The sequence below is a fragment of the Methylobacterium sp. CCH5-D2 genome (assembly GCF_001556475.1).
In the GTDB taxonomy this organism is placed as follows: domain Bacteria; phylum Pseudomonadota; class Alphaproteobacteria; order Rhizobiales; family Beijerinckiaceae; genus Methylobacterium; species Methylobacterium hispanicum.
Map to the genome: position 1 here is coordinate 1 of NZ_LSIX01001046.1, position 5,773 is coordinate 5,773.

General features: G+C 73.2%; 6 protein-coding genes. All 6 read left to right on the forward strand.

Annotated features, from left to right (window positions below; all coding sequences use genetic code 11):
- Positions 1–386: 386 nt before the first annotated feature.
- Positions 387–884 carry a hypothetical protein gene (locus AX737_RS28455; protein WP_012752997.1) on the forward strand — a complete coding sequence of 166 codons (498 nt, stop codon included), beginning with the start codon at positions 387–389 and terminating at the stop codon, positions 882–884.
- 459 nt (positions 885–1,343) lie between these two features.
- A complete protein-coding gene (locus tag AX737_RS33790) occupies positions 1,344–1,496 on the forward strand; it encodes a hypothetical protein (RefSeq protein ID WP_009863639.1) in 153 nt (50 codons plus the stop codon).
- 91 nt (positions 1,497–1,587) lie between these two features.
- The gene (locus AX737_RS28460; RefSeq protein WP_066927218.1) at positions 1,588–2,751 is read left to right on the forward strand and encodes a hypothetical protein; all 1,164 of its coding nucleotides are present in this window, start codon (positions 1,588–1,590) and stop codon (positions 2,749–2,751) included.
- Positions 2,751–3,437 carry a TnsA endonuclease N-terminal domain-containing protein gene (locus AX737_RS28465; RefSeq protein ID WP_012752999.1) on the forward strand — a complete coding sequence of 229 codons (687 nt, stop codon included), beginning with the start codon at positions 2,751–2,753 and terminating at the stop codon, positions 3,435–3,437. The genes AX737_RS28460 and AX737_RS28465 overlap by 1 nt, the downstream gene beginning before the upstream one ends.
- A 4-nt stretch (positions 3,438–3,441) precedes the next feature.
- Positions 3,442–3,654 (forward strand): hypothetical protein, encoded by a 213-nt coding sequence (locus AX737_RS28470; RefSeq protein WP_066927220.1) that lies wholly within the window; start codon positions 3,442–3,444, stop codon positions 3,652–3,654.
- Positions 3,655–3,656: 2 nt separating this feature from the next.
- A partial coding sequence (locus tag AX737_RS28475) for a DDE-type integrase/transposase/recombinase (protein WP_245293518.1) occupies positions 3,657–5,773 on the forward strand: 2,117 nt, incomplete at its 3' end.

Consider the following 5,773-nt stretch of genomic DNA (forward strand, 5'->3'; position numbering starts at 1 on the left):
GGATCGCTCCCGCCGACGACGCGCAGCTGACGGCGGCGCTGGCCGCGCTTGGCTTCGCCTGGGCGGAGGGCAGGGGGCAGCCCTTCATGTCGCGCGAGCCGGTCGGTCCGGCCGCGGCCTACCGGGCGGGGTGACGCCGAGTCACCCGGCCAACGGCCGGAGCGCGCCGGCACGCCCGGCCCGGGCTCGCCGCCCGCGGGCGCGCCCGGCCAGGTCTGCGCGGCCGGTCCGGACGGGAAGCCACCCGGCCGGAAGCAGGGTCGGTCAGGCAGGACCCCGTTAACCAGGCGCCTTGCGGCCGGGTCTCACCCGGTTGCCACGGGGTCCGCGACCGGGTAGGATTTCAAAATCGGCCTGGGCGCGACCGCCCGCGGGCCTTGTGGGGGATGGTCGTGCTCACCGAACTGCAACAGGCGCGGGAGAGGCTGCGCGAGCAGGCCCGGCAGGCCGAGGCGGAGATGCACGAAGCCGTGCGGTCGGCGATGCTGGCCGGTGCCGCGAAGCTTCGCGAGATCGCCACCGAACTGGCCGGCATCGACCACCTGATCGGCACGTTGGAGCGCTCCGGCCTCGCGCCGGCCGTGGCCCTCCCGCGGGCGGCCGCGGATGCGGATCGGCCGGGGGCGGAGCCCCTGCAACTGCCCGCGGTCACCGGCCCGGTCGCGAAGGTGATCGTCACGGCGTTGGCGAAGGCGGGCCCCCGGGGGATGTCCGGCGCCGAGGTGAACGAGGTCGTCCGGAAAGCCGGCTACCAGCTCGACGCCTCGGAGAAGTCCAAGACCAAGCTTAAGCGCGATGGGAAAATAATCCACGACCGGAAGGCGAAGATGTGGTACGCGCTCGGCCAGTTCCGGGCGCAGCCGTCTCAGGGCGAAACCGAGTAAAGTCCCGTCCCGGGACTTCGAGGGAGAGTAACAATGCCCGGCCAGATCAGACCGGTTCGCGTCCGCCGTGGGCGGTCGCGCGACCCTCCGCGACCGGCTCCGGTCGCGCCCCATGAGTCATGACAAAGGCGCACGGCCCGAGGGCCGCACGCCTTGAGATCACCTGCGTCTAACCACCAAGCCACCGCAGGTGTATCGCTCGACCGCGCCGGGAAGGGGAGTGGAATCCCCGGCCCAAGCGACGTCCGAGCCTTTTCGACCGCGACCGTGAAACTACCGCACCGACCGGATGAGGCACACGCCGAGGCCCGACACGTATGCCAGCTCCCGCGCGTGAAAGCAAGGGCCTGCGCGTGTCGCCTCCTTGGGGTGTCCCGGCCGCCTGATGCCGCCGAGCCGGGGCCGTCCGACGGACGCCCTCGACCGGGCCACCGACCTCGCGACCCCAGGAGAACGCCCTTGACCGATCAGTACGGCGGCGAGCCGCCCGCCGGCGACCGCTTCGTCGATCCCGCCTTCGACGCGTGGGACGACGACCTCGGCCTCCTTCTCGGCCACCCCACCGGCAAGTTCACGCCCGAGGCCTGGGACGACCAGGCGCCCGAGGACTAGCCCGCACGACCGGCCCCGGCCCGAGTGCCGGGGCCGCCTCGCCCAGCTTCCATCAACGCCCGCCACGGGCTTTCAGAGGACCGCCGCGGTCATGACGCAGCTCGAACTTTTTCCCGTCCAGAGCGACTCCCTCGCCCCGGCGGATCCGCCGGCCCTCTCGGAGCTGACGGAGGCGCAGCGCGCCCGCGCCGGACGGCGCCTGGCCTATGTGCAGGCCCTGGAAGGCCTGCCGGCCGGCGCGTGCGGCGCCGATGCCGTGCCGGCCGCCTTCGCGGCGGTCGGCCGTGAGGTGGACGACGTCAAGTGGCCGTCGCTGCGGCAGGTCAGGCGGTGGCAGCGGCTGCTCCGCACGAGCGGCGGGCAGGTGGCCGCGCTCGCCGACCGGCGGCGGTCCGTGCCGGCCCGGCCCCGCTGGGCCGCCTGGATCGGGTCCGTGGCCGACGAGGCCGCCGCCCAGGCCCGCCTGCGGCCGGCGCCCTCGCTCTCCCTGTTGACGCAGGCGGCGCTGCAGCGGTGCCGGGAAGAGGCCCTGGCCCGCGGGTGCGCGCCCGACCAGGTGCCGGCGCCCGGCACCCTTCGCCGGATGATCCGCGCCCGCATGCGGCCGCCGGCGCGCGGATCCGCGGCGCCCGCCCGGCAGGTCTTCCGGTTCCTGCACATGTCGAGCGGGCACCCCTTGGGCGAGGTGGTCGTCGGCGAGGAGACCCTCGACATCGCGCTGCCGGAACTCGACACGGATCGCGTCCACCTGCTGACCGCGCGGGACGCCTACAGCGGCGTGACGGTCGCGGCGAGGCTCTCCACGACGGAGCCCGACGGCGACGCCGTCCTCGGGCTCTTCGGTGCCCGGCCGGCCGCAGCCACGCCGGAGCCGCTCGGCGTCGCCCGCCTCTGCCTCGGTCTCCCGGACGCCCTCCTGCTCGACCACGCCCCCCGGTTCCGCAGCGAATCGGTCCTGCGGTCCGCGGCGGCGCTCGGGATCGAGCTGCGCTTCGGCCCGGCGGCCTCCGCGGGCGGGGCCGCGCCGGCGGCGGGCCTGGGGCAATGGCTCGCCGCGACCGGGGCCGCGGTGGCGACGGCCGACGGCCTGATGGCCGCGGTGCAGGATTGGCTCAGCCAGCACGACCTCGGCCGCTCGCGCCGGGACGGGCGGACCCCGCTGGACCGCTGGCAGGAGGGGGTGACGCGGTATCCAATCCGCCTGGGGGCGGCGGCCGCGCCCGCGCGGATGCCCGGCGCCGGGGCAGGGGCCTGATGTCCCGGACCCTGCGAAGCCGGCATGTCGGCAAGCCGAATCCGTCCCGCCGGATCGTCACCGGACGGCGGGACTGCATCACGGGCGAGATCCCCTCCGGCAAGCCGGGCATGGGCCACCGCATGGTGGCCTACGAGGGCCTCCTCGCGCGGGATTTCATCCTCCTCCTGGAGCAGGACGACGCCGTCCTGCGCTACCAGGAGGAGCCCGTCCCGTTCCGGTGGCACGACGGCGTCCGGTGGCACACCTACACGCCGGACTTCGCCGTCGAGATCGACGACGGGCGGCGCCTCTGCGTCGAGGTCAAGCCGCTGAAGCGGGTGATCAGGCTCGGCTGGGACGAGATCCGGCCCCGCTTGGCGGCGGGCGCCATCGCGGCCGGCTACCACGGCTTCGAGCTCTGGACCGAGGTCGAGATCGACGCGCTCCGGGTCGCGAACGCGGCGCTCGTCGCGAGCGAGCGAAGCTTCGTCGTCGACGAGGCGGAGCAGCACACCATCCGCGTCGTCCTGGACCGCTTCGGCGGCGAGGCCCGCGTCCGGGAGCTCCGAGCGGCCTCGGGCCTCGGGACCCGCGCCTTCCGGGCCGTCGTCGCCCTGGTCGCGCGCGGGGAAGCCGAGCTCACCGAACCCGGCCGACCGTTCGACGACCACGCCCTTGTCCGCCGTTCCCCGAGCCGGAGGTAGCCCCATGACAGGAGATCGGTCTCAGATCCGCACGCACCGCGGCGCGGTCGCGCTCGTCGACGGGATCCCCCACGCCATCGCGCGCGCCGCGGCCGGCGTCCTCTTGCGCCGGCTCGGGCCCGATCCCGTCACGCTTTTCCTGAGCGAGGCCGCGATGCTGGACCTTTGCCGCAGCGGGCGGCTGCGCGTGTCCGAGCCCGGGAGGGGGCGGCGTTGAACATGGGCGCTTGCCAGATCCGCCTGCAGGAGGGCGCCCTCGTCATCGTCGAGGGCGTCTACCACAAGGTGCTCTCGCGCGACGCGAGCGGCGTCACCCTGCGCACGCTCGGGGCGAGGCCGGTCTCGGTCACGAAGAGCCATGCCGAGCTGGCCGACCTCTACTTCGGCGAGCCGAGGCGCCTTCAACTGGTGGAGGACACGACCGCGGGCCTGCCCCAAGGCGTCCAGGACAACCTCCTCCGCACCATCGACACGTTCGATGTCCGCCAGCAGGACGCGGCGCTGATGCGCCTCGACTACATGCAGGCCTGCGACCGGTGCTTCGCCGAGCGGACCCACAAGAAGGTCCTGAAGGGCTACGCCGAGATCGCGAAGCTCGTCGCGGCGGAGCGTCGGCAACGGGTCATCGAGAACGAGGGCTCCCATCCCGACGACGTGCCGCTCGAACGGGTGAGCGGGTCCTCGCTGAAGGGTTGGTACGGGCGCTGGCGCAAGGGGGGCAGGGCCCTCGCGGCGCTGATCCCGTTGCACGACCAGAAGGGGCGGGCGGGTTTCCGCCTCGACCCGGAAGTCGAGGTGATCCTCGCCGAGCGGGTGCGCGAGGACTGGCTCATCCGGAACGGCCCCCCCCTCAGCCACGTCATCCTGTTCATCCAGGGCCGGGTCGAGCGCGAGAACAAGACGCGCGCCGTGCCCCTCGATGTGCCCGACGCCATGACCATCCGGCGCTGGGTGAAGGCGAACGTCAGTCGGTTCGACGAGATCTATCACCGCCAGGGCCCCGCGGAGGCGGAGCAGGCCTTCCGGCACGTCAAGAAGGCTCCTCAGGCGACGCGGCCGCTCGAAATCGTCGAGATCGACCACACGCCGCTCGACGTGCTGGTTCTGGAAGGCGACGGCACCCCGGCGCGGAACCGGCGTCGGAAGGACAAGCGCACCAAGCGCGTCTGGCTCACGGTCGCCATCTGTGCGGCCACCCGGATGATCGTCGGGTTCCATCTCAGCGAAGAGCGCCCCTCCTGGACCTCGGTGATGCATTGCCTGCGCATGGCGGTGCTGCCGAAGGACCTGACCCGCGTCCGCGTCGAGACGTCCTGGCCCGTGTTCGGCGTGCCGGAGGTGGTCAAGCTCGACAACGGACGGGAATTCCACTCCCGCTCGATGAAGGCGGCCGCCGGGCAGCTGCGGTTCGAGCTTCGCTACATGCCCCGGCGCAAGCCCCACCTGAAGGGCAAGGTCGAGCGGGCCCTCGGCACGATCGCGCGCGACTTCTGCGCCTACCTGCCGGGCCGGACCTTCCGGGACGTGCGCGAGCGGGGCGACTACGACAGCGTCGGGCAAGCCGCCCTGACCCTCGCCCAGCTCATCGAATTCTTCACGATCTGGGTCGTCGACATCTATCACAACCGCAAGCATGGCGGGCTGCTGGGACGCACGCCCCTGCAGCGCTGGCAGGACCTGATCGGCTACGGCACGCGCCTGCCGCCGTCGGCCGACGACCTCGACCCGCTCATCGCGCTCGTGGTCCCGAGGACCATCCAGCGGCACGGGATCACCTTCCTCGGGCTCACCTTCCAGTCGGACGAGCTGAAGGGCGTCCGCCGCAGGAAAGGCTTCCACTTCGGCGAGGAGTTCCTCGTCAAGGTCGATGCGTCCGATCTCGGCCACCTCCTCGTCCTGGTGGACGAGGAGGCCGGGTGGATCAGGGTTCCCTGCGACGACGCCTTGGCGGACGGCACCTCCCTTGCCGAGTGGCGCGACGTGGTCCGGACGGCGCGTCGCATGACGCTGGAGGGCCAGCGCGTCGCACGCGCGACCCTCGTCCGCGCGATGGAGCTGCTTCGCGCCGAATGCCGCAAGGCCGGCGTCAAGCCGCAGCGGTTGGCCAGCACCGACGTCGACTGGTTCCGCGAGCACGCGGACGACCCGATGTTCGAGGTGGCCTGGGACGTCGCTGACGAGAACGCCCACGAGGCCGAGCGGCTGCGGACCCGGCGCCCGAGGAAGGCCGCGCCGTCGGCCGCGGCCGACGGCCAGGCGGCGCCTGCGCCCCGCATCGGGCAGGGGGGCCGCAAGACCGGCGGGCGCCCGGTCCGCGCGGCGCAGGACGACTCGGT